General features: G+C 54.6%; 29 protein-coding genes. 26 read left to right on the top strand and 3 right to left on the bottom strand.

Going from position 1 to position 18686, the window contains the following annotated elements:
- Position 1: 1 nt before the first annotated feature.
- The 3 genes from CEK60_RS21990 to CEK60_RS03430 form a co-directional block, all read right to left on the bottom strand.
- Positions 2 to 142 carry a hypothetical protein gene (locus CEK60_RS21990; RefSeq protein WP_157697988.1) on the bottom strand — a complete coding sequence of 47 codons (141 nt, stop codon included), beginning with the start codon at positions 140 to 142 and terminating at the stop codon, positions 2 to 4.
- 241 nt (positions 143 to 383) lie between these two features.
- Entirely contained in the window at positions 384 to 1004 is a 621-nt protein-coding gene (locus tag CEK60_RS03435; protein ID WP_157697987.1) for a hypothetical protein, read from the bottom strand.
- A 144-nt stretch (positions 1005 to 1148) separates the two neighbouring features.
- On the bottom strand, positions 1149 to 1607 hold the full coding sequence (locus CEK60_RS03430) for a helix-turn-helix domain-containing protein (protein ID WP_089037831.1): 459 nt from the start codon (positions 1605 to 1607) through the stop codon (positions 1149 to 1151).
- A 422-nt stretch (positions 1608 to 2029) separates the two neighbouring features.
- Between CEK60_RS03430 and CEK60_RS03420 the strand changes: the two genes are divergently transcribed.
- The 26 genes from CEK60_RS03420 to CEK60_RS03295 all read left to right on the top strand — a co-directional run bounded on the left by CEK60_RS03420 (position 2030) and on the right by CEK60_RS03295 (position 18686).
- Positions 2030 to 2722 carry a phage antirepressor KilAC domain-containing protein gene (locus CEK60_RS03420; protein ID WP_089037829.1) on the top strand — a complete coding sequence of 231 codons (693 nt, stop codon included), beginning with the start codon at positions 2030 to 2032 and terminating at the stop codon, positions 2720 to 2722.
- Positions 2722 to 3516 (top strand): hypothetical protein, encoded by a 795-nt coding sequence (locus tag CEK60_RS22320; protein ID WP_198361451.1) that lies wholly within the window; start codon positions 2722 to 2724, stop codon positions 3514 to 3516. The genes CEK60_RS03420 and CEK60_RS22320 overlap by 1 nt, the downstream gene beginning before the upstream one ends.
- Positions 3513 to 4283: an ATP-binding protein gene (locus CEK60_RS03410; protein WP_089037828.1), complete on the top strand. Its 771-nt coding sequence runs from the start codon at positions 3513 to 3515 to the stop codon at positions 4281 to 4283. The genes CEK60_RS22320 and CEK60_RS03410 overlap by 4 nt, the downstream gene beginning before the upstream one ends.
- Positions 4280 to 5620: a replicative DNA helicase gene (locus CEK60_RS03405; protein WP_089037827.1), complete on the top strand. Its 1341-nt coding sequence runs from the start codon at positions 4280 to 4282 to the stop codon at positions 5618 to 5620. The genes CEK60_RS03410 and CEK60_RS03405 overlap by 4 nt, the downstream gene beginning before the upstream one ends.
- Positions 5617 to 5835 (top strand): hypothetical protein, encoded by a 219-nt coding sequence (locus tag CEK60_RS03400; protein WP_089037826.1) that lies wholly within the window; start codon positions 5617 to 5619, stop codon positions 5833 to 5835. The genes CEK60_RS03405 and CEK60_RS03400 overlap by 4 nt, the downstream gene beginning before the upstream one ends.
- Positions 5832 to 6104 (top strand): hypothetical protein, encoded by a 273-nt coding sequence (locus CEK60_RS03395; RefSeq protein WP_089037825.1) that lies wholly within the window; start codon positions 5832 to 5834, stop codon positions 6102 to 6104. Before CEK60_RS03400 ends, CEK60_RS03395 begins: the two co-directional genes overlap by 4 nt.
- Positions 6105 to 6201: 97 nt before the next feature.
- Positions 6202 to 6420, top strand: coding sequence for a hypothetical protein (locus CEK60_RS03390; protein ID WP_089037824.1), 219 nt, complete (start codon positions 6202 to 6204; stop codon positions 6418 to 6420).
- Positions 6417 to 6557, top strand: coding sequence for a hypothetical protein (locus tag CEK60_RS21985; protein WP_157697986.1), 141 nt, complete (start codon positions 6417 to 6419; stop codon positions 6555 to 6557). The genes CEK60_RS03390 and CEK60_RS21985 overlap by 4 nt, the downstream gene beginning before the upstream one ends.
- Positions 6554 to 7012 (top strand): recombination protein NinB, encoded by a 459-nt coding sequence (locus CEK60_RS03385; RefSeq protein WP_089037823.1) that lies wholly within the window; start codon positions 6554 to 6556, stop codon positions 7010 to 7012. The genes CEK60_RS21985 and CEK60_RS03385 overlap by 4 nt, the downstream gene beginning before the upstream one ends.
- Positions 7009 to 7434, top strand: a complete 426-nt coding sequence (locus CEK60_RS03380) for a DUF968 domain-containing protein (RefSeq protein WP_089037822.1) — start codon at positions 7009 to 7011, stop codon at positions 7432 to 7434. The genes CEK60_RS03385 and CEK60_RS03380 overlap by 4 nt, the downstream gene beginning before the upstream one ends.
- Positions 7431 to 7898 (top strand): Holliday junction endonuclease, encoded by a 468-nt coding sequence (locus tag CEK60_RS03375; protein WP_089037821.1) that lies wholly within the window; start codon positions 7431 to 7433, stop codon positions 7896 to 7898. Before CEK60_RS03380 ends, CEK60_RS03375 begins: the two co-directional genes overlap by 4 nt.
- Positions 7895 to 8200 (top strand): hypothetical protein, encoded by a 306-nt coding sequence (locus CEK60_RS03370; RefSeq protein ID WP_089037820.1) that lies wholly within the window; start codon positions 7895 to 7897, stop codon positions 8198 to 8200. Before CEK60_RS03375 ends, CEK60_RS03370 begins: the two co-directional genes overlap by 4 nt.
- A gap of 330 nt (positions 8201 to 8530) precedes the next feature.
- Positions 8531 to 8845 carry a hypothetical protein gene (locus CEK60_RS03360; protein WP_089037818.1) on the top strand — a complete coding sequence of 105 codons (315 nt, stop codon included), beginning with the start codon at positions 8531 to 8533 and terminating at the stop codon, positions 8843 to 8845.
- A complete protein-coding gene (locus CEK60_RS03355; protein WP_089037817.1) occupies positions 8842 to 9105 on the top strand; it encodes a hypothetical protein in 264 nt (87 codons plus the stop codon). The genes CEK60_RS03360 and CEK60_RS03355 overlap by 4 nt, the downstream gene beginning before the upstream one ends.
- Positions 9102 to 9737, top strand: a complete 636-nt coding sequence (locus tag CEK60_RS03350; RefSeq protein WP_089037816.1) for a hypothetical protein — start codon at positions 9102 to 9104, stop codon at positions 9735 to 9737. Before CEK60_RS03355 ends, CEK60_RS03350 begins: the two co-directional genes overlap by 4 nt.
- A gap of 172 nt (positions 9738 to 9909) precedes the next feature.
- Complete coding sequence (locus tag CEK60_RS03345) at positions 9910 to 10392, top strand: N-acetylmuramoyl-L-alanine amidase (RefSeq protein WP_089037815.1); 483 nt, start codon at positions 9910 to 9912, stop codon at positions 10390 to 10392.
- Positions 10392 to 10712 (top strand): hypothetical protein, encoded by a 321-nt coding sequence (locus CEK60_RS03340; protein ID WP_089037814.1) that lies wholly within the window; start codon positions 10392 to 10394, stop codon positions 10710 to 10712. The genes CEK60_RS03345 and CEK60_RS03340 overlap by 1 nt, the downstream gene beginning before the upstream one ends.
- Entirely contained in the window at positions 10709 to 11167 is a 459-nt protein-coding gene (locus tag CEK60_RS03335; RefSeq protein ID WP_089037813.1) for a 3TM-type holin, read from the top strand. Before CEK60_RS03340 ends, CEK60_RS03335 begins: the two co-directional genes overlap by 4 nt.
- A gap of 305 nt (positions 11168 to 11472) precedes the next feature.
- Positions 11473 to 11730: a hypothetical protein gene (locus tag CEK60_RS03330; RefSeq protein WP_089037812.1), complete on the top strand. Its 258-nt coding sequence runs from the start codon at positions 11473 to 11475 to the stop codon at positions 11728 to 11730.
- A gap of 16 nt (positions 11731 to 11746) precedes the next feature.
- Positions 11747 to 12292, top strand: a complete 546-nt coding sequence (locus tag CEK60_RS03325) for a terminase small subunit (RefSeq protein ID WP_089037811.1) — start codon at positions 11747 to 11749, stop codon at positions 12290 to 12292.
- Positions 12292 to 13746 (top strand): terminase large subunit domain-containing protein, encoded by a 1455-nt coding sequence (locus CEK60_RS03320; protein ID WP_089037810.1) that lies wholly within the window; start codon positions 12292 to 12294, stop codon positions 13744 to 13746. The genes CEK60_RS03325 and CEK60_RS03320 overlap by 1 nt, the downstream gene beginning before the upstream one ends.
- The gene (locus CEK60_RS03315) at positions 13746 to 15143 is read left to right on the top strand and encodes a DUF4055 domain-containing protein (RefSeq protein ID WP_089037809.1); all 1398 of its coding nucleotides are present in this window, start codon (positions 13746 to 13748) and stop codon (positions 15141 to 15143) included. Before CEK60_RS03320 ends, CEK60_RS03315 begins: the two co-directional genes overlap by 1 nt.
- Positions 15143 to 16285, top strand: a complete 1143-nt coding sequence (locus CEK60_RS03310; protein ID WP_089037808.1) for a phage head morphogenesis protein — start codon at positions 15143 to 15145, stop codon at positions 16283 to 16285. Before CEK60_RS03315 ends, CEK60_RS03310 begins: the two co-directional genes overlap by 1 nt.
- 209 nt (positions 16286 to 16494) lie before the next feature.
- A complete protein-coding gene (locus CEK60_RS03305; protein ID WP_089037807.1) occupies positions 16495 to 16728 on the top strand; it encodes a hypothetical protein in 234 nt (77 codons plus the stop codon).
- 212 nt (positions 16729 to 16940) lie between these two features.
- The gene (locus CEK60_RS03300; RefSeq protein WP_089037806.1) at positions 16941 to 17696 is read left to right on the top strand and encodes a hypothetical protein; all 756 of its coding nucleotides are present in this window, start codon (positions 16941 to 16943) and stop codon (positions 17694 to 17696) included.
- A gap of 12 nt (positions 17697 to 17708) precedes the next feature.
- Positions 17709 to 18686 (top strand): major capsid protein, encoded by a 978-nt coding sequence (locus tag CEK60_RS03295; protein WP_089037805.1) that lies wholly within the window; start codon positions 17709 to 17711, stop codon positions 18684 to 18686.

The raw sequence follows: 18686 nt of genomic DNA, 5'->3' as shown, positions 1-18686 counted from the left end.
ATCAACCGTTGTGGCTAACTGATGATTTTAAAGTAGATTTTCTTTTAGAAAATTTTGCCCTCGCCTTATCAAAAGCGCGCAAAAACAGCTCTTGCTGTGGCTCGATCAACGGCGGCGGTTTCATTTTTGTGAAATTCGTCATAGGTTACCCCCTTAAAAAACTGTATATATGAACAGTATAAACAACTTGTCCGTCTGCTCAATCAGCAAAACGGTAAATAAAATTATTTCACAGGGGTCGCAGATGCAGGGGGCGGCTACGGCGCCCTCAAGGGGAGTAATGGAAATCTTTGTTAATATAAATCCTAAGAATAATTGCACCGCATGCGGTGCACAGGCACAAAAAACCCGCCTCGCGGGCGGGTTATTGGACAGCAATGAGGCTAGGTTGAAGCCGCTTGGCGATCATCAGCCTCTTTGTGCAGCTTGGTCGTATCAAGAGACATGACTTGGCCGAGCAGCTTTTGCCAGAGCTTAAATGTGATCAGGTGTTCGTGCGCCTCCTTTCCAAGGATAGATAAGGACGCATCGTTATATGCCTGAAGCTCTACAATAGGCAGCTCCGGCGGTTCGTCCATCTCTATAGAGCGTTTCTCAATCTGTAGCTCGTGAGACAAACCGTCTGACTCGAAGCGGCGTTGCAAAGCAACCCAGCGACGACGCAATTCGTTGTGCAGTGATTCTCTGCTCGCCGCTCCGACCACAAGGTCTATCGCTGAAAATATCACCACTACTGCAGCTAGCGCACTAGCGATCTTAGGGCTTCCAGATGCAAAAAAAGAGATTGCTGCCGATGAGCCAAATACAACGCCCACAAATGCAGTCAAGCGATGCCAATACCCAAAAAAAGATGCTCGCCTGGAGTGGTATCTAATATTCCTGACTACATAAAAGCGAAAATCATACTCGGCGTCCTGATCTTCACTTGCCTGGCTTGGGCTTCGGTGCTGGTCGGCTCTGCATGATTTCGTTGAGTCCATCTCTGCGGTCGTTGAATTGCTCATTTGAAGGCCTCGGTTGATCTTGCTGAGGACGTGATTTGTCACGCGGCTGTTGCCCTGGTGATTTTTTATCTGACATCAGTATACCCCTGTTTTCAATTATCTGCTTTTAGTTAAAAGTGTCGCCCTACCCCGCCCTAGGCACCCTCAGCCTTCTCGCTTCATGCGGCGAGCCTCTTCAAAGAGAATGCCTCGAATGCCTGAATCGTCCTTACCTTCAAGGGCCAGCCCCATTGCCTTCTCTGCCAAATGAAAGTACTGGTCATGAGTTCCTTCTGGCAAAACCTCCTCTGCAATTTCCCTTGAGATAGAGAAGGCTCGACTAGAAGCCTCGCTAAAACGATCAAACTCTCCTTCCTGAGCTTCTACATCCTGACCAGAAAGCCACGCGATAGAAACGGAGTACTTATCCGCAAGGCGCTCTAGCGTCTCCGGCGAAGGCATAGACTTTCCATTGCGCCATTTTGAGACTAACTGAGGCGTCTTATCGCTGTCAGTCGCAATAATGTGCTGCTTTGCACTTCCTTTATAAAAGCGCTGAGCCGACTCCCAAATCCTGCCCCATACCAGCTTAGCTCTCGTCTCTGAGACTTTTGGCTTCGCCATTGTGACTTCCTGATAAATCAAATGATTGGTTGATTATAAGCGACCAGCCACCACCTGCAATTCATACAAAACAACCAATTTGTTTACACATCTACCATTATGATCCAGAATATCTACTATTGGTTGTTTTAAATGGTGGACACATTGAACCTACGAGAACTCATCAATGATTGCGGTGGCGCTAGAGCAGTCGCTAAGCGCTTCGGATGCACATATCAGAACGTCCACAAAATGATTCAGCGTGGCTGCCTACCCGACTGTGACCGTCGGGAGAAGCGTCGTGCGGAAATTCTGGCGAGCATGCAGAAAGAGGGAAAGTTAACTCCTGATGAAATCAGGGCAATCGTAAAGCACTAAACGCAAAAAGCCCGCTTATCGCTGGGGAGCGAGCGGGCTTTTACATACTTAACGATGAGGTAACTATGAATCATATTGCCGAAAACAGCAAGCCCACCATGAGCAGCCGCGAAATTGCGGAGCTGACTGGTAAGCGCCATGGCGATGTTATCCGCGACATTCGCACGATGATTGAGCAGATTGGGGATGACGCAGATTTGCGTCATGTCGTCGACGTCAAAGACCCGCGTGGTTACACCGCTGAATTCCTGCTTGATCGCTATCACACCGAAGTTCTAGTAACCGGCTATGACGTTAAGCGCCGCGCTGCCGTTATCAAGCGCTGGTTCGATCTTGAAACAGGTGCAGCCAAGCCCGCCTTCCAAGTGCCGCAGTCAATGGCCGAAGCCTTACGCCTCGCTGCTGACCAAGCCGAGCGCATTGAGCAACAACAAGCCGCAATCGAGCAGGCCCGCCCTTCTGTCGAGTTCGTAGAACGCTATGTCAGTGCCGACAGCGGAAACAAAGGCTTCCGCCAAGTCGCCAAGCTACTCAAAGCCAACGAGCGCGAGCTACGCGCCTTCCTGGCTGATCACAAGATCATGTACCGGTTAAGCGGCGAGTGGATGCCCTACCAGAACCATATCGACGCAGGCCGTTTTGTCGTTAAGACCGGCGTTGCCAACGAGCACGCATTCAATACCGCGAAATTCACCGCCAAGGGTATTAACTGGCTTGCCAGCCTTTGGAATACAAGTTCTATGGAAGGGGTAGCCTGATGCAATTCACAGTCAACATTAATCAGGCTAAAGCGCTGGAATGGGAGCTGAACGCCCAGCAAGCGATGCTGTTCGCCTTCGTATATGAGTGCCCGTCCTGGACTAAGCCGGTAACCACTGATGAAGGCGTTTTCTTCGCCCTATCGAAGGCTAAGATCGTCGAAGAGCTTCCGCTGCTGACAGACAAGCCAGATACCGCTTATCGGCTGCTTAAAGCACTGGAAGGCAAAGGTGTGATCGAGCTATCCAGCACCAATAGCATCACGCTTGTTCGCCTGACTGAAAAGGGTAAAACCTGGAATAAAAAGCAGGACGGTACCGATAAATATCCGAGCGACTCTGGTCGGAAAAAAATCCGAGGTGGGTCGGAAAAATCTCCGAGCCAGGTCGGAAAAATCTCCGAGGCTGGGTCGGAAAAATCTCCGACAAATCAGGATACCAGTAATCAGGATACCAATCAGGATACCAGTAATCAGGAAAGCGGCCTTCCTGAATGGCTTCCTGCTGAGCAATGGAAAGACTTCGTAGAGCACCGGAAAGGCAAGAAATCAAAGCTGACCGAGCTGGCTGCCAAAAAGATTATTTCCAAACTGGACAAGCTACGCCAGGAAGGTAATGACCTCGCCGCTGTGCTTGATCAGTCCGTGGCTAACGACTGGACTGGCGTATTCCCAGTTAAGACCGGCAGCAACGTCCATGCCTTTCCTGGCAAGCCTCGCCCTGTTCACACCGGTCTAGCCAACGCCAATGACGCTGGCCTGCAACGCCGCGCTGATGGAGCGTATTCGCTATGACTGCCAACCCAATCATGGGCGTGGTCGAAACGAAACGAGCCCACTGCGAAACCCACGGCGATTATGAGTCAGTGCTGCTGAACCTGGGTGAGCCGCGCTGGACTGGCTGCCCTGAGTGCTCCAAGTCTGCCATTGCCGAACATGAAGCCAAGCGTGCCAGCGACCAGCCGGAAGAACTTCGTCGCCTGCAAGCCCAAGCCATGCTTGAGGCTGCTGGTGTACCGCGTCGCCTGCAAAACGCGACGTTGAAAAGCTACCTCAGCGAGACCGACAGCCAGCAGGCTGCGCACAAGCTGGTATGCGAGTACGCCAAGCATCTTGGAGAGAAGCTGGAAAGCGGCGACGGCTTGATCATGATGGGGAACATGGGTACCGGTAAGACCCACTTAGCCGTTGGTTTAATCCGTGTGGCCACACGCACCCATAACGTAAAAGCCCGCTACGTGACTGCCCCCGCGCTGTTCTCGCGTGTTCGCGCTTCCTACTCAGGCAATGGAGAAACCGAAGCCGATATTCTGGCCGAGTTTGCCGATACCCCGCTGCTAGTGCTGGACGAAATCGGCGTGGGCAAAGGCTCCGATAACGAGCTGAACCTGATCTATGCCCTATTAGGCCGCCGCTACGACGAATGCCGCCCCACGGTGATTATCACCAACCTCATGAGCGAAGACCTCAAGGCATGGCTAGGTGAGCGTGTTGTAGACCGCTTACGCGAGACCAGCCCTGTCGTGTTGTTCAACTGGGAATCTTATCGGGGGCGCGCATGAACCTGTTTAGCTATGACGCTGAAGCGTCCGTGATTGGCTCCGCGTTCCTGCAGCCTGACCTGATACCTGAGCTAGTCGAGATCGTGCGCCCTGAAGACCTGCATCACTACGAGCATCGCGTAGTGTGGGGCGCGCTGATCAATGCGGCTAAAGACGGTGAAAGCGTCGACGTGGTGACCATTGGAGACCACCTAGAATCCATCGGCGTGCTTGAAGACATTGGCGGCTTCACTGCGCTGACTGAGATGGCGCGCAATACGCCGAGCGCTTCCAACGCGACCGCCTACGCCGAGATTGTTGCCGACTTGGCTCAACGTCGCCGCTTAGTGGCAATGATGCCCGAAGCAGAGGCATCGTTCACCGAGCGCGGTGACGATACCGATGAGCTGATAACCAAGACGGTTAGCCGCCTGGAATCTATGCGCCGTGGCCGTAAAGATCAGCTTTTGCGTGCTGCCAAGTACCTTGGCCCGCAGTTTGTCGACCCGCTCGACCGCCGTTTCAACAATCAAGAAGATGCTATGGGCCTGCCTTACGGCCTGAAAGACCTGGACGAAGCAACGCTAGGCATGAAGCCTAACGAGCTTGTCGTGGTAGGCGGCAGGCCTTCGATGGGCAAGACGGCGTTTATGATGAACTGCCTTCGCGCCGCACTCAATGCTGACACTCCGGTGCTAGTTGAGTCGCTGGAAATGAAGCGACCAGCGCTCTTCATTCGCCTGATTTCGAGCATCGGTGATATACCGCTGGCCGCCCTGTACGACCCTCGCAACCACGATATGGACGAGTACTGGCCTCGCCTCTCTTTCCCCCTAACGCAGGTCGATAATTCCAACCTGTACATCAACGACGACACCCCGCGCACGATCAGCCAGATTCGTGCTCAAGCGAAAGCAATCTATGACACGCACGGCTCCATTGGTCTGGTCATGATCGACTACTTGGGCAAGGTCCGCATAGAGGGCGAATACGGCACACGCCATGACCGCGCTATCGAAGAAGTGGTTACCGGCGCTAAGAACATTGCTAAAGAGTTTGGCTGCCCTGTGATGCTGCTATCTCAGCTCAATAGGAAGCTAGAAGACCGCCCCAATAAGCGCCCCAACATGGGCGACCTCAAAGACTCGTCAGCCATTGAGCAGGAAGCCGACACGATCCTCTTTTTGTACCGCGACGAGGTTTACAACAAAGACAACCCCGACAACAAAGGGCTGGCCGAAATCATCATCGGCAAGCAGCGCGAGGGCCGCACCGACACGATAACGGTTGCCTCGCGCCTTGCTAATGCGCGGTTTGAAGACCTAGCGCCGCGCCACTATGAGGAGTCTTTCTCATGAGTATTCCCGCTAAAGACGTGCTTACGGCAAGTGAGATTAAGGTGCTAGAGCGCAAAGGATGGCAGCCAAGCCGCTATTTCCCCTCTACCGGAGAGATACTGCTAACACATAACGGTGCGCCTTACGGGCTAAGGCTTATCGAGGTGCGTCGCATGGCAAGGCCGAGCCTCATGGATCGATTTAGCGCATGGATTGATAAGGGGGTAAGCGCATGAAGCTCACAAAACACCAGCAGCGGCTAATCAAGCATATCAAAGCTACTGGCCAGAAAATTCAAACCACTGTCGATGGCCGCTTCTTCCTGCCCGATGGCACGTCGGTCGGCAGTCGCACCGTTAATTCACTGCGCCAAAAAGAATGCATCTTTCCTACCGGCAGCGACCTGCTTGGAAATATCAGCGCATATGAGCTTCGCGGGGGGGGGGTTATGAGGGCCGCTAACTGGATGATGACCGCCATCTTTGCGTGGAGGGCTTCGGCATGAGCTGGCAATTACTCGCAGGCATAGGTCTAGGCATGTTTATCACCATCGCCGCGCTGTTAGCGCTGTTTTACTGGGCAACCAGTGGGAACGGTGACAAATGAAGCTAACCGCATACGACAAACCAATGACCGCGCCGCTATCAGAGCTAGAGCCGTTGCCTGGGGGCAAGAGCCGTCCATCAATACTCGGCAATGCTGATTATGTTGCAGACCTAAAGACCAGGACGAAAGGAAAGGTCGTGGCCGCCAAGTGGGGCTTGGCCCTCAACACGGTCTGGCAGCACCGTTCGATGCTACGCAAGCGGGGGATGCTATGAAGACAGCATTTTGCTTGGCACTTGCCTTCGCTTATTTCCTTGTCGCCCTCTTCGCTGAAGGTGCGGGCGATGCGAGCTTCATCATCTCCCAGGTTTGGCTGGTTGGCGCGATTCTTAGCATAGAGAGGTCGGCATGAGTAAGGAGCTAGTTATAGCGGTTCGCAGCCTGCAAGAAATGCAGTACGCCATCGCTCGCGTTACCCAGGCTATCGGCAAGGGGCTTGAGCGCGCCCCTGTCGAGGTGGTGCTGCGGCATCAAGAAGACGTTCGCACTCTGAGTCAAAACCGAAAGCTTTGGCCGATGCTTTCCGATGTGGCTACCCAGGTGCAGCTAGTCGTTGACGGTGAGCTGGTATGGGCCGCGCCGGAAGACTGGAAGGACGTTTTTACCAGCGCTCTCAGGAAACACCAGCGGGTAGCTCGCGGCATCGACGGCGGCGTTGTGATGCTAGGTATGCGCACTAGCAAAATGCGCAAGAAGGAGTTTTCCGACCTGATCGAAATCATGTACGCCTACGGTAGCGAGAACGGCGTGCAATGGAGTGAGAAAGCCCTGGCGGTTTATGAGCAGTATCGGGAGGCAGCGGCATGAAGCGCACAGCCCTAGCCCGCAAAACGCCCCTACGCGCCAAGACGCCCATGGGTCGCAAGCCCATCAAGCGCAAAGCCACGCGCAAGAAGAGCACTGACAAGCGTTGGCGTAGCGAGCCATACCTCGCGTTTGTCCGCTCGCTGCCGTGCTGCAACTGCCAGGGTCCAGGTCGCGACCCTCACCACGTTATCGGCCTGCATTGGGGATTATCCGGCCAGGGGCTGACCGCGCCGGACAGCTTCACCATGCCGCTTTGCCGTGCTTGCCATGACGAAGTGCATCGCTCACCAGAACTGCAACAGATGCAACCGCAATGGCTACGCCAAACACTGCGCGCTGGCTTGTCGCAATTCACCGGTGCGGATGCTGAGCAGCTAACGCACGCGCTGTCATTCATCGAAGCGAAGGAGATGAATCAATGATCATTGGTATCGACCCAGGCCTTTCAGGCGCCATTGCTGTTATTCGACCCGATGGGGATTCGCGCGCATCGGTAATGCCTGTAGTCGGCAAAGAAATAGACGTTAAGGCGCTGATGGCCTTTATCCACCTTGTGGAGCCAACCATGGTTGTCATTGAAAAGCTCGGGGTTCGCCCTGGTCAGTCAGCGCAATCAGGGGTCACTTCCGGCACAAACTACGGCGTATTGCTTGGCGTCATCCAGGCGCTAGGTTATCCGCTGCGCATCACCCGCCCGCAGGAATGGAAAGCAAAGGTGCTCAAGGGCACCAAGAAGGACAAGGACGCCGCCATTAACCACGTTCGCCGCGCCTACCCGGGCGTAGACCTGACCCCCGGCAAGAAGCGCGTTCCGCACGACGGCATAGCCGACGCAGTGTGCATTGCTGAATTTGGTCGCCAGTTAATGGCCAGGGGGGATGCGTGAGCCTATCTAAAACCCTTGCGGCACTGCTTGAGGATCGAGAGCCGGTCAGCGCAGAACAGCGCGCCGCATGGCAGGCCGAAAGCGACCAGATATTCATGCTGGAGCCGTCAGTAGTCACCAAGTGCCACACCTGCGGGCATGTCAATTACATGGCGCGCCTGGGGTGCGCCAACCGCCAATGCCCAGACCAGCCGATGGCCGTCAACGTCAGCCACTACTACGAGAACTACCAGGGCCAGCTATTGCGCCCTGGTATCGACTGGATGCCGCTTGAGCAGCGACCGCTAACGGAGTGGACATGATGGGAAAAACTCTATGGGCAGTTATTGCCGCCCTACTTCTGGTCCTCGGTATCTGTATCAGCGTCTCAATTTGGGACGAATGCCGCGAAGCCGGTCACAGCGCGCTCTACTGCATGAGGATGGTGGCTCGATGAATCAATTCAACTGGAGCCAAGACTGCTGGTGTTCAAAGTGCGACGAGATAGAGCGCGCCAAGAGCAGCAACCCAATGAGCTACGTGCGCATGAATCTATGCCCTGACTGCGGCAACAAGCGTTGCCCTAAAGCTACGGACCATCGGAATCAGTGCAGTGGTAGCAACGAGCCAGGGCAGCCAGGGAGTCGCTACTGATGAATTGCGCACTAAGCCGCTCAGAAATGAGCAAATCGGCAAATAGTGAGCATTTAAACGCTCAGCTAGAGCGCCCCACGCAGTGGCCGGATGGTCGAAAGCTCGGTGGCGAGAACGGCTACCCGCCCGAATGGCACGAATGGGCGCGTGAGTGCGAGGTTCGTTTCGTCGCACGGCAGATGCTGACAGCACCTAAGGGGAGCCGTGTCGCCGTACACGCACAGTGGGCAAAGAAATTCCCGCACGCAACGCAAGCCGCAGTGAAAGCGGTATGGGATGAGGTGGTTCAGGAAAAACGACAGGGGGCGGCATGAAGACGACAGTCAGAACAGAGCGTTTCTACGACATTGAGATCGGCGGCGTGATGAAGGAAGGCTGGATTGAAAAGTCTCGATGGAATGGCTTTCAGGAGCTAGAGCGAAAAGGCGAGAAGCTGATCGTGGTTACTGATGATCACGGCGTGATGTTCGAGATTTTCGGCCCCACTGTTGGCGAAAGCAAAGAATCTGAGCTGAAAGTGGTTTCCGCAAGCCCCGGTCTGCATGAATGGCTGCGTAGCGAGGTGAAGGCATGACATACGGCGATTGGTTAAACGTATCTAATCCATGGGCGGTTGTAGAGGCTGCTGCGCGTAGCGATGTGGCAAGAGACGCGGCAGTTAAGCGCATCATCGATACCATGCTTGAGCTACAACTTGATATGCGCCACGAGAATATCGGATACCAACCCTTTAGCGTTGCGTCGATGGCGGGCGAAGTTATGGCGGGTGATGGGCGATCAGATCAAGCCATGATCGCCGCAATGCGGTATCACCCAGAGAGCGCATGGCATCGCGCCTGCGCCGCGCTACTGGATAGGCTGCCGAAGCGTCAAGCGGCTGCAATGTTGCTTCAGGCCGCCCGCATCCGCCCCGAAAAGATGGGTGATAGCGACTTCATGGTCACGGCGCGGCAAATGGTAGAGCGGCAAGACCTACTACTCCGTCGCATTGGGTTTCGCGCAAAAACCGCACTGCCTGATGAAAAAGAGCTGAAAGAGCTTTGTGAGGAAGTGTCGGCAATGAGTAAAGAGGAGATGGAGATCTACAAACCGCCAACTCCGGTGCGCCCATTCCACACAGTTAAGGCGCTGCAGGATTGCGCTTTTAAAGCACGCCAAACTCTACGAGCATGGCTATCTCAAAAGTTAATAACTGAGGCTGCATAAAAGTTTGCCAAAACCGAGTGGTTAGCGTAAATTAATATTCATGCTGTGACAGCTACGCTTAATCAGCACCAAACTTTAAAGCCTCGCCCTTGCCGGCGGGGCTTTTTCGTTTCTCCCCTTTCGATTTTGCCGCCCTCCTTCCCCTGGCGGCTTTTTTATTCCCGAGGTATCCATGCGATATATCACCATTCACTGTGCTGCCACTACAGCCAGCATGGATATTGGCGTGGATGATATTCGCCAATGGCATCTGGCGCGCGGTTGGCGTGACGTTGGCTACCACTATGTTATTCGCCGAGATGGCACCGTAGAGACAGGCCGCCCCGAAAACATGACGGGCGCTCACGTTGGTGGCCACAACACCGGCAACATCGGCGTTTGTATGGCTGGTGGCGTTAAAGATGACGGCAAGACGCCAGAAGATAATTTCACGGCGGCGCAGTGGGCGGCACTGGACGCACTGCTGACCGAGCTGCATGAGCGCTATCCCGAGGCGCTTATCATGGGCCACAACGGCTTTCCAGGGCATGAGTCGCGCGGATGCCCCTGTTTTGATTGGCGCACATACCGAGACGGGCTACACGACATGTGGGCTGACACTCCCGAAGAGTGGGATGGACACTGGTACACCGAAATTGACACAGGGGCCGCCTAATGCCATGGCGAAACACAGGACTAATACAGGAGGTGCTACTGGCGTTAGGCACGTCGGTAGCAGTCGTTATGGGTCTACTCGCTAAAATCGCGCACGAAGTTAAGAGCGGCGAGCGTGAGCGATTCTTTACGCGCCGCTTGTGGCTTGATGCGCCTGCGCTGGTCGTAATGATCACTATGGCTGCAGGGGTGAACGTATATTTCGGTCTCGACGGTTGGCCAGCGGCGGCTATTGCTGGTGTGTGCGGTTGGGCTGGGCCTCGCAGTATTGACCTGTTGTTAATGGCGGCGGCTGATCGCGTGAGGGGTGCGAAGAAATGAACCTGATTAGCAAAGCCCTTAACTCGCTCATCGGCCCCCTATTCAGCGTTATCGACAAAGCGGTCACGGATAAAGACGAAGCCAATCGCCTCAAGCAAGAGATCCAGTCACAGCTTATCGAATCTGAAAACAGCATCGTCAAAGCGCAGATGCAAGTGATCCTCGCTGAAGCGCAGGGTGAAAGCTGGCTGCAGCGCAACTGGCGTCCCCTGCTTATGATCGTGATCGTGGCCATCATCGCGAACAACTACCTGTTGGCTCCATACCTGGGGGCGATGTTTGGCGTCGGCCTGCAATTGGATTTGCCAGAGCGGCTATGGGACATCATGACAATTGGTGTTGGTGGATACGTGGGGGCACGCACGGCAGATAAAGGCATTTCTGCATGGAGAGAGGTGCAAAGTGAGCGAACACGCACACAGGCAAGTCTCTATCGCGAAGCTGACACTAAGTAGACGCCTTTCAGCGTGGCTACGGCTGCGCTGGATTATTGTTGTCTTCGCGCTATCAGGCTACTACCACCACAGACGCCATCGGTGAGCATGAAGCAGAATGGCGCTTCATTATGACGTTTTGAGGCGTAGATACATATCAAAGAGCGTTCCGTCACGGGCGCTCTCTAATGTGTATTGACTGAGGAGATAGTGATGCCTGAATTCTCTGACGTTGTTTTCATGTTGTCAGATTTACTGTTGGCGCCATCGCTAGCCTTTTTGTATTGGATGACAGTAACCCAGCCTAGTTAATCAAGGTAATGATTATGCAGCACATTCATCACTGCAATGGTGAAGGCCTTCCGAATTACCCTGATGGCGTGACTCCAAAAGATGTGAATGTCTGGATTCACGACAGCCTCATGGTCGCGACCCACGACTACAGCTGCCCGGTATGCAGAACCAATAGCGCCGTGCTGTGGCTTCATAATGGAATGATGCAGCCGTGCGATGAGTGCCGCTCTAAAGGGTATGAGTTGGTAAAGCGCGATATTCGCAGCTGGTGGCGTCGCATCTTAAATTGATTTACGGAGATTCCCCATGACGAAGAAGACTGCCCCGGAGGCTGTCGCGCTGACAGCTCGGCAGTCTCGTTTTGTTGATGAGTACACTGTCGACTTCAATGCTACGCAGGCGGCCATACGAGCCGGGTACAGCGAGAAGACGGCAAGATCGCAAGGTCAGCGATTGCTGACAAATGTTGACATCGGAAATTTGATTCAGGAGCGGCTACAGAATCGCTCGCAAGATGCTGAGGTGACCGCTAAAGAGGTTATCGCCCAGCTTGTACGTATGGGCTTCTCTGACATTCGTAAGCTATTCACTCCGGGCGGCCAGCTAAAGAGCATCCACGACCTAGATGACGACACCGCAGCGGCCATCCAGAGCATCGAAGTAGTAACTAAGTTTCTGCCTACCTCTGATGGCGAAGAGCCCGAAATCGAATACGTCCACAAGGTGAAGCTGGCTGACAAGAAAGGCCCGCTTGAGCTTATTGGTAAGCACCTGGCTATGTGGACTGAAAAGCATGAGCACTCGGGCACGATAAAAACCACTGCACCGGTAATCAACATAACGAGAGAATAATGAGCGAAGACGCCTCCCTTGATGTGAAGCTGCATAAGCGACAAGGGGAAGCCTTCGACTCAATCGCCACTGAAATACTGTATGGCGGCGCTGCTGGTGGTGGTAAGTCACACCTGATGCGCGTCGCTGCGGTTATCTGGTGCGCTGAAATCCCCGGGCTGATGGTCTACATCTTCCGCCGCCTATCTGACGACCTTGAAAAGAACCACCTGTATGGGCCGGGCGGCTTCTTTGAGATGCTATCGCCATGGCTGAAAACGGGATGGGCAAAGTACAACGGCTCCAAGCATTACATTGAGTTCTGGAACGGGTCGCGCATCTTCCTAGCCCACTGCCAGCATGAGAAAGACAAGTTCAAGTACCAAGGGGCAGAGATACACGTCCTACTGGTGGATGAGCTAACCCACTTCACAGAAAGTATTTATCGCTACCTACGTGGACGCCTTCGCCTGGGCGCGCTTGAGGTTCCCGAGAAATACAAGGGCATGCTACCTCGCGCTATTTCAGGCACCAACCCGGGCGGCGTTGGGCATAACTGGGTGAAGCATGCTTTTGTCGATGCTGCCAAGCCAATGGAAATGCACAAAACCGCCAAACCCGAAGGCGGCATGCTAAGGCAGTACATCCCGGCACGCCTTGATGACAATCCTACTCTGCTGAACAACGACCCCGATTATATTGACCGCCTTGAAGGGCTTGGCAATCCAGCCCTGGTAAAGGCAATGAAGGACGGTGATTGGAATATTGTTTCAGGCGGTGCCTTTGATGACGTATGGAATGCCAATCGCCATGTTACGCCCCGCTTCAAGGTGCCTTCGACTTGGTACGTTGACCGTGGCTTTGACTGGGGTTCATCGCACCCATTCTCGGTACTTTGGTTTGCAGAGAGCGATGGCAGTGAAGTGGCGCTTCCAGATGGATCAATATTCTGCCCGCCCAAGGGCTCTATTGTCGTTTGCCATGAATGGTACGGAGCCAAAGGCCCGAATGAGGGGCTAAAGCTTTCCGCACCTGAAATCGCCAAGGGCATCAAAGAGCGCGAGTCTTCCCTGACAGCTGGCGAATGGCTGCCTGCCAACATCAAGCCCGGGCCTGCTGACAACCAGATTAGCAACGTCAATGAGTCAGGAAGCGACTCGGTAGCCAAGAAGATGGAAGCCGAAGGCGTGCGCTGGACGGAATCAGACAAGAAGCCCGGCTCTAGGGTTAATGGCCTTGAGATGATCCGCACGCGCTTAAAAGAGGCCGCTAAAGACCAGCCAGAAAGCCCCGGGCTCTACTTCATGGAGCACTGCATCAAGATTATTGCTCATCTGCCGGTATTGCCGAGGGATCAACGAAACCCCGATGACATCGATACCACGGCAGAAGATCACGACTACGACACGTTGCGCTATCGCGTAATGAATAAGCGCGCCAAGGCGGGCATGAAACGCATAGGAGGCCTCGGATAATGGCGGTCACATCGCAAAACGAACAGTACGCCGCCATGCTCGAAGAATGGCAGGAAATGGAAGACGCCCTTATCGGGCCGCGTGCCATTTCCGGCGGTGGCGTTACCTACCTGCCCAAGACCAGCGGCATGATTGAGGCCGAGTCTCTAGCGGCAACGGATAACAGCCCGTTAACGGCTGATCAGGCTAAGCAGCTCTACGAAGCCTACAAGCGTCGCGCAGAGTATCCGCTATGGGTGAAAGACTCACTGCGCACGATGGTGGGCCTTGTTTCACGCCAAGAGCCAGAGATTGTACTGCCGGAGCGCATGAAGACGCTGGAGCATGAAGCTACCAGCGACGGTTTCGGGCTCAAACAGCTTTACCTACGCATTGTCTCTGCCCTGCTCACTAAAGGCCGCAAGCCGCTACTGGTTGAGTTTGACGACGAAGGCAGCCCCTACATCGCGACGTATACCGCCGAGACGGCTATCAACTGGATGACCCGGGACACTGGCGGGCGTCAGGATTTAACACTGGTAGTATTCAAAGAGCAGCGGCTGAAAGAATCCAGCGACGAGTTTGACCCGCAGTACGAAGATGCTTACCGCGTACTGGATTTGGTCGATGGTCGTTACCGTGTACGCCTGCTGAATGAAGCGGGCACCGCTATCGAGGACGAGGAATACCCCGGTCTAGTCGGCGGCAGTCAAGAGACATCGCTTGGATTTATCCCGGCCGTATTCGCAGGCAGCACAGACAACAACGCAGACGTTGACGAGATACCGCTGCAAACAATGGCTAAGGCGGCGTTGAAGTATTACCAGCTGTCAGCGGACTACTTCGCAGCTTTACATTACACGAGCCACCCTCAGCCCTGGATCAGCGGCATGGATAAGGATGACGATATCCGCGTCACTGGCCCGATGGCGGCCTGGATGCTGCCCAAGGATGCCCAGGCCGGTTACCTGGAGTTCACCGGCGCAGGTATTGAGAAGCTGCGCGAGGCCATGCAAGACCAGCGCAACGCCGCTGCTGAATCAGGCGCCAAGGTGATCGATGCAGGCTCTGATGAGTCAGGCGAGGCGCGCAAGGCGCGGCAAAGCGACCAGCACAGCGCGCTCTACTCTACATGCGTTACGGGCGCTGAGGCTGTGGAGCAGGCGCTTAAATACGTCGCTTACTGGATGGGGATTAATCCCGATTTAGTGACGTTTAAGGTGGTGCCGCAATTCACGCCTGACGAGGTGGATTCAGCAATGCTGCAAATCGTCGCCAATATCGTGATGGCTGGCGAAGCGCCCCGGCCTGTGCTTTATGACGCACTGCGTAAAATCGGACTGACTGAATTAACCGACGTTCAACTTGAGTCATTACGCGAGGGCGGCGACGGCCTGCCAGACTTAGAGGATGCATAATGCCAAACGACCGCGAATCACGGCGCATTGCCCAAGAAGTCGTGGTCGAGGCTATCACCACGCACACGGTATGGCTGCACCGTGCTAGTAGCGCTCAAGTTAACCGTATGGTGGCCGAGTTTGATGAGCTGGCGGCAGAGCTAGCCGCCAAGCTGGCTGAGCGCCTGGATAACCTAACGCCTGCTGAGCTGGCCGCATTCAGTCGTGGTCGATACACGACCGACCGCTTGAAAGGCTTGCGCAACCTGATAGACAAGTGGGCTGAATCGCTCGCAAAGTCTGTCACTGCCGAGAACGCTAAATCGCTAGAAGAGCTGGCCGGTTATGAGGCTGGCTTTGCCCGCAGCTTGGTTGCCGATGCCGTTACAGGTGCGGTAGCCGCCGCCCCCGCTGCTGCTGCCGTGTATGAATCTGCGATGCAGCAACCAGTGCTAGGCCAGATGGTTGAAGATATGTTTGATGAGGTGCCAAGGCGTACCCGTAACATTGTTTACAGCCAGGTCAGACAAGGCATTAGTAACGGGCAGACGAATCAGCAGATCATTCGAGCGCTACGCGGCACCAAAGCGCTCAAGTACAAGGACGGTGCGCTTAACTGGACGCGCAACGAGATTGATAACCTTGTTCGCACCAGTCGCGGGCATGTCAGTAATGTTGCGTACGAAAATACTTATGAAGCGCTCGGCGTCGAGGAAGTGGTTGACGTGGCCACAATCGATTTTAGGGTTACCAAATACTGCGCTGGCATCGATGGCCGTCGCCACAAGGTGGGCACCAATCACCCTAGGCCGCCCTATCATTATCGATGCCGTACCGTTCAGGCGCCCTCTTTCGGCGCTAACATCATGGGCCAGCGGCCCTATGTGAAAGCGTTTAAGCCGGTTAGCCAGATACCTAAAGATCAGCGTCCCGACGACATGATTGGCCAAGTGTCTGCAAGCACTAAATGGCCGCAATGGTTTGCACGGCAGCCCGCTAGCTTGCAGCGTGAATGGCTTGGCCCTACGCGCTATCAGCTTTACAAAAAAGGCGGCTACAAAATTGAGCGGTTCAGCGACCCGCTTGGCGGAGAGCTGACGATTGCCGAGCTTCGAGCCCGCGACCGTGAAACGTTTGAAAGGCTGTTCGCTGACGCCGCATAGGTTATGCTAACCGCATGACACCCTGCGACGCACAATTTCTCACATGGTGGCAATGCTTCCAGCGGCAACAAGCGGGCATTGCTACCTTTCACGACCTGATCATCATGCGAATGAATTGGGAGTTGAGTCTAGCCATACAGATTCGACTAGGTGCGCTTGAGTGATATGCTGATAGCGTGGCTAGGGCAGGCATAAAAAAGGAGCGCATAGTGTCTATCGTTAGATTTGATATCCATGATGACGAGATGCATGAAATGGCCAAAGGCGAAATGCCAATGAAGCTTCAGATCACGCAGAAGCTGATTGAGCAAGGTTTCTGTTTTGCTGAATTTGCCACTGAAGCCGCTGCGCTTGATATTGATCCTAAGCCTAGCCATCCCATGGAGATATGGCGTGACGAATTACGCCGCTTTACGGGCTACCAGCAGGAAATCCCTGGTTAGCTTGATATAGATTGCCGCCAAAAAAACTAGAGCCCGCCGCTGAGCGGGCTTTTTAGCACCTAAGCATCACCACTTCACCAAGCCCCGCCATCGAGCGGGGTTTTCTTTATCTGGCTGCCTACGGGCGGCTTTTTTTGTTTCCGCTTTCCGGTGAGACGCCGGGCAGCTTCCACCAGCCCGAGACGGGCGAATCAAACGAGAGGTTTGATCTCATGGCATTACCCTTTGAAGTCGACACATTAGACAACATCCCTGAAACAGTGCGTGACCAGTACGTTGAGGCCGAAGGCGGTAAGTTCCGTTTAGACCTTGATGGTTACGAAGACCCAGCAGGCTTGAAGTCAGCCCTAGAGAAAGAGCGCAGCGAGAAGAAGGATCGCGACCGTCAGCTACGCGAGATGCAAAAGCAATATGACGGCATTGATCCTGAAAAAACCCGCGAAATGCTTTCCCGCCTAGAGCAAGACGAAGAGTCAAAGCTGATCGCTGAAGGCAAGATGGATGAAGTTATTAATCAGCGCACTGAGCGCATGCGTTCGGACTTTGAAAGCAAGCTCACACAGGCACAGCAAGAGGCTGAGGCCGCCAAGACGTTTGCTGGCAAATTCCGCTCCCGTGTATTGAGTGACGAGATCCGCAGCGCCGCATCAAAGGTGGGCGTTGTCGATACTGCCGTTACTGACGCGGTGTATCGCGCTAAAGAACTGTTTGAAGTCGATGATGAAGGCAATGTCGTGCCGACCGAAGCGGCTGGGCTTGATGCCAATGGTAAGCCGCTAACACCTGAAACCTGGCTGGAATCAATGCGCGATAGTGCGTCTCACTGGTTCCCTACTCCGAAAGGCAGCCAAGCACCTGGCAATGATGGCAAAGGCGGCGGGCAGAAGCGCTCTGCAATGTCTGCTGAACAGAAGCACGCCTACATCCAGAAGCACGGCCAGCAAGCCTATCTACGACTCCCTGCTTAAGGATTTATAACCATGGCAACGACTGTTAACTCTGACATGATCATCTACAACGATCTGGCTCAGACTGCTTACCTGGAGCGCATTCAGGAAGTATTCGAGGTGTTCAATACTGCCTCCCAAGGCGCTATTGTCCTCGACTCTGAGCTGATCGAAGGTGATATGCGCAAGCGCGCCTTCTACAAAATCGGTGGCTCTATCGCGCACCGTAACGTCAACTCCACCGCTACCGTGACCGGCTCCAAGATCGGCTCTGACGAGATGATCGACATTAAGGTGCCGTTCAAGTACGGCCCTTACGAAACCACTGAAGAAGCGTTCAAGCGCCGCGCACGCTCTCCCGAAGAGTTCTCCATGCTGGTCGGTCAAGACTACGCTGACGCCGTTATGGTCGGTCGTGTCGAGTACGCCATGGCAGCCCTGGAAGGATCAATCAGCGCCAATAGCGATATGTCCGTAGCGGGCTCCTTCGCTGTCGACGGCAAGAAGGTGCTGACTCGCGGCCTGCGCACACTGGGTGACCGCTTTGGTCGTGTGGCGATTTGGGTCATGGACTCCGCTACCTACTTTGATCTGGTCGATCAATCCATCACCGACAAGATCTACGGTGAGACTGATGTGGTGATCTACGGCGGGCAGCCCGGCACCATGGGCAAGCCGGTCCTAGTAACCGACATGTGCCCTGCCGATACCATCTTCGGCTTGCAGGCTGGCTCAGTGAGCATCACCGAATCTCAGGCGCCTGGCTTCCGCTCCTACCCTATCGATAACCAAGAGAACTTGGCGATGGGCTTCCGCGCCGAGGGCACGTTTAACGTTGGCCTGATGGGCTATAGCTGGACTGGCTCTGAAAACCCGAACCTCTCGGCCATCGGTACCGGCTCCAACTGGACCAAGTACGCCACCAGCAACAAGAACACTGCCGGTTTCTTGATCAGCACTGCCGATGCTTCTGGCTCCGGTTCTGCGTCCGCTTCTGGCTCTGGCTCCTAA

The sequence above is a fragment of the Halomonas sp. N3-2A genome, from assembly GCF_002216165.1.
Taxonomy (GTDB): domain Bacteria; phylum Pseudomonadota; class Gammaproteobacteria; order Pseudomonadales; family Halomonadaceae; genus Vreelandella.
Note: the sequence above shows the minus strand (reverse complement) of the source record. Positions and strands in the feature narration are given on the sequence as shown.

What these genes read in the sequence shown, in the direction of transcription:
- CEK60_RS03330 (WP_089037812.1), top strand. Translation starts at nt 11,473, where the DNA reads ATGCAGCACATTCATCACTGCAATGGTGAAGGCCTTCCGAATTACCCT.
- CEK60_RS03360 (WP_089037818.1), top strand. Translation starts at nt 8,531, where the DNA reads ATGAATTGCGCACTAAGCCGCTCAGAAATGAGCAAATCGGCAAATAGT.
- CEK60_RS03355 (WP_089037817.1), top strand. Translation starts at nt 8,842, where the DNA reads ATGAAGACGACAGTCAGAACAGAGCGTTTCTACGACATTGAGATCGGC.
- CEK60_RS03430 (WP_089037831.1), bottom strand. Translation starts at nt 1,607, where the DNA reads ATGGCGAAGCCAAAAGTCTCAGAGACGAGAGCTAAGCTGGTATGGGGC.
- CEK60_RS03310 (WP_089037808.1), top strand. Translation starts at nt 15,143, where the DNA reads ATGCCAAACGACCGCGAATCACGGCGCATTGCCCAAGAAGTCGTGGTC.
- CEK60_RS03315 (WP_089037809.1), top strand. Translation starts at nt 13,746, where the DNA reads ATGGCGGTCACATCGCAAAACGAACAGTACGCCGCCATGCTCGAAGAA.
- CEK60_RS03400 (WP_089037826.1), top strand. Translation starts at nt 5,617, where the DNA reads ATGAGTATTCCCGCTAAAGACGTGCTTACGGCAAGTGAGATTAAGGTG.
- CEK60_RS03295 (WP_089037805.1), top strand. Translation starts at nt 17,709, where the DNA reads ATGGCAACGACTGTTAACTCTGACATGATCATCTACAACGATCTGGCT.
- CEK60_RS03385 (WP_089037823.1), top strand. Translation starts at nt 6,554, where the DNA reads ATGAGTAAGGAGCTAGTTATAGCGGTTCGCAGCCTGCAAGAAATGCAG.
- CEK60_RS03340 (WP_089037814.1), top strand. Translation starts at nt 10,392, where the DNA reads ATGCCATGGCGAAACACAGGACTAATACAGGAGGTGCTACTGGCGTTA.
- CEK60_RS21985 (WP_157697986.1), top strand. Translation starts at nt 6,417, where the DNA reads ATGAAGACAGCATTTTGCTTGGCACTTGCCTTCGCTTATTTCCTTGTC.
- CEK60_RS03335 (WP_089037813.1), top strand. Translation starts at nt 10,709, where the DNA reads ATGAACCTGATTAGCAAAGCCCTTAACTCGCTCATCGGCCCCCTATTC.
- CEK60_RS03405 (WP_089037827.1), top strand. Translation starts at nt 4,280, where the DNA reads ATGAACCTGTTTAGCTATGACGCTGAAGCGTCCGTGATTGGCTCCGCG.
- CEK60_RS03420 (WP_089037829.1), top strand. Translation starts at nt 2,030, where the DNA reads ATGAATCATATTGCCGAAAACAGCAAGCCCACCATGAGCAGCCGCGAA.
- CEK60_RS03300 (WP_089037806.1), top strand. Translation starts at nt 16,941, where the DNA reads ATGGCATTACCCTTTGAAGTCGACACATTAGACAACATCCCTGAAACA.
- CEK60_RS03345 (WP_089037815.1), top strand. Translation starts at nt 9,910, where the DNA reads ATGCGATATATCACCATTCACTGTGCTGCCACTACAGCCAGCATGGAT.
- CEK60_RS03435 (WP_157697987.1), bottom strand. Translation starts at nt 1,004, where the DNA reads ATGAGCAATTCAACGACCGCAGAGATGGACTCAACGAAATCATGCAGA.
- CEK60_RS03410 (WP_089037828.1), top strand. Translation starts at nt 3,513, where the DNA reads ATGACTGCCAACCCAATCATGGGCGTGGTCGAAACGAAACGAGCCCAC.
- CEK60_RS03380 (WP_089037822.1), top strand. Translation starts at nt 7,009, where the DNA reads ATGAAGCGCACAGCCCTAGCCCGCAAAACGCCCCTACGCGCCAAGACG.
- CEK60_RS03375 (WP_089037821.1), top strand. Translation starts at nt 7,431, where the DNA reads ATGATCATTGGTATCGACCCAGGCCTTTCAGGCGCCATTGCTGTTATT.
- CEK60_RS03390 (WP_089037824.1), top strand. Translation starts at nt 6,202, where the DNA reads ATGAAGCTAACCGCATACGACAAACCAATGACCGCGCCGCTATCAGAG.
- CEK60_RS03325 (WP_089037811.1), top strand. Translation starts at nt 11,747, where the DNA reads ATGACGAAGAAGACTGCCCCGGAGGCTGTCGCGCTGACAGCTCGGCAG.
- CEK60_RS03350 (WP_089037816.1), top strand. Translation starts at nt 9,102, where the DNA reads ATGACATACGGCGATTGGTTAAACGTATCTAATCCATGGGCGGTTGTA.
- CEK60_RS03320 (WP_089037810.1), top strand. Translation starts at nt 12,292, where the DNA reads ATGAGCGAAGACGCCTCCCTTGATGTGAAGCTGCATAAGCGACAAGGG.
- CEK60_RS03395 (WP_089037825.1), top strand. Translation starts at nt 5,832, where the DNA reads ATGAAGCTCACAAAACACCAGCAGCGGCTAATCAAGCATATCAAAGCT.
- CEK60_RS21990 (WP_157697988.1), bottom strand. Translation starts at nt 142, where the DNA reads ATGACGAATTTCACAAAAATGAAACCGCCGCCGTTGATCGAGCCACAG.
- CEK60_RS22320 (WP_198361451.1), top strand. Translation starts at nt 2,722, where the DNA reads ATGCAATTCACAGTCAACATTAATCAGGCTAAAGCGCTGGAATGGGAG.